The sequence below is a fragment of the Shewanella surugensis genome (assembly GCF_023284005.1).
In the GTDB taxonomy this organism is placed as follows: domain Bacteria; phylum Pseudomonadota; class Gammaproteobacteria; order Enterobacterales; family Shewanellaceae; genus Shewanella; species Shewanella surugensis.
The window spans coordinates 1-537 of the sequence record NZ_JAKIKS010000376.1 but is presented as its reverse complement, the minus strand read 5'-3'; the positions used below and the strand labels follow the sequence as shown (position 1 = coordinate 537).

Annotated in this window: 1 protein-coding gene; it reads left to right on the top strand. The window is 44.3% G+C overall.

The annotated features are described in order from the left end of the window. Window positions 1-88: 88 nt before the first annotated feature. Window positions 89-433 carry a hypothetical protein gene (locus L2764_RS27595; RefSeq protein WP_248943515.1) on the top strand — a complete coding sequence of 115 codons (345 nt, stop codon included), beginning with the start codon at window positions 89-91 and terminating at the stop codon, window positions 431-433. Window positions 434-537: the final 104 nt, after the last annotated feature.

Below are 537 nucleotides of genomic sequence, written 5' to 3'. Positions count from 1 at the left end.
ATCCACTCTTCATGAGAACGTTTAGTCATGTTAACTCCTGATGTGATAGTCAGACGTTAAAATAAGGGATCAATGAACGCAGTTGAAGATGTACTTGCTCGGACGGTTACAATACAGAGCAAAGATCTCCCCCAACAAGGCTAAACAAAGAAAGCGCGGGGCACATCGAAAACTGGATGACGCTAGCCAACAACAAACCATCACTGAGAAACGAAAATCAATGACCTGGGCGCAAAGACTCAAATGGTTTTTTGGGATAGATATTGAGACCTGCCATCAATGTGGAGGTGTGGTTAAGATCATTGCCAGCATTGAAGATCCCATTGTGATAACAAAGATACTAAGACATCTGAATGATAAAAGTGATGACACCGCCAACATCTTGCTCCCAGAAAGTAGAGCCCCGTCCCCTCAGGTAAGCCTGTTTGACTAGGGGGCGTTGACAATTACGCTAACCAAATCATAGAAGCAGCTAATTGAAGCGTCCCTAAATAGTACTTAGCCTTTCTCTCATAGCGCGTAGCCACTCTACGGAAC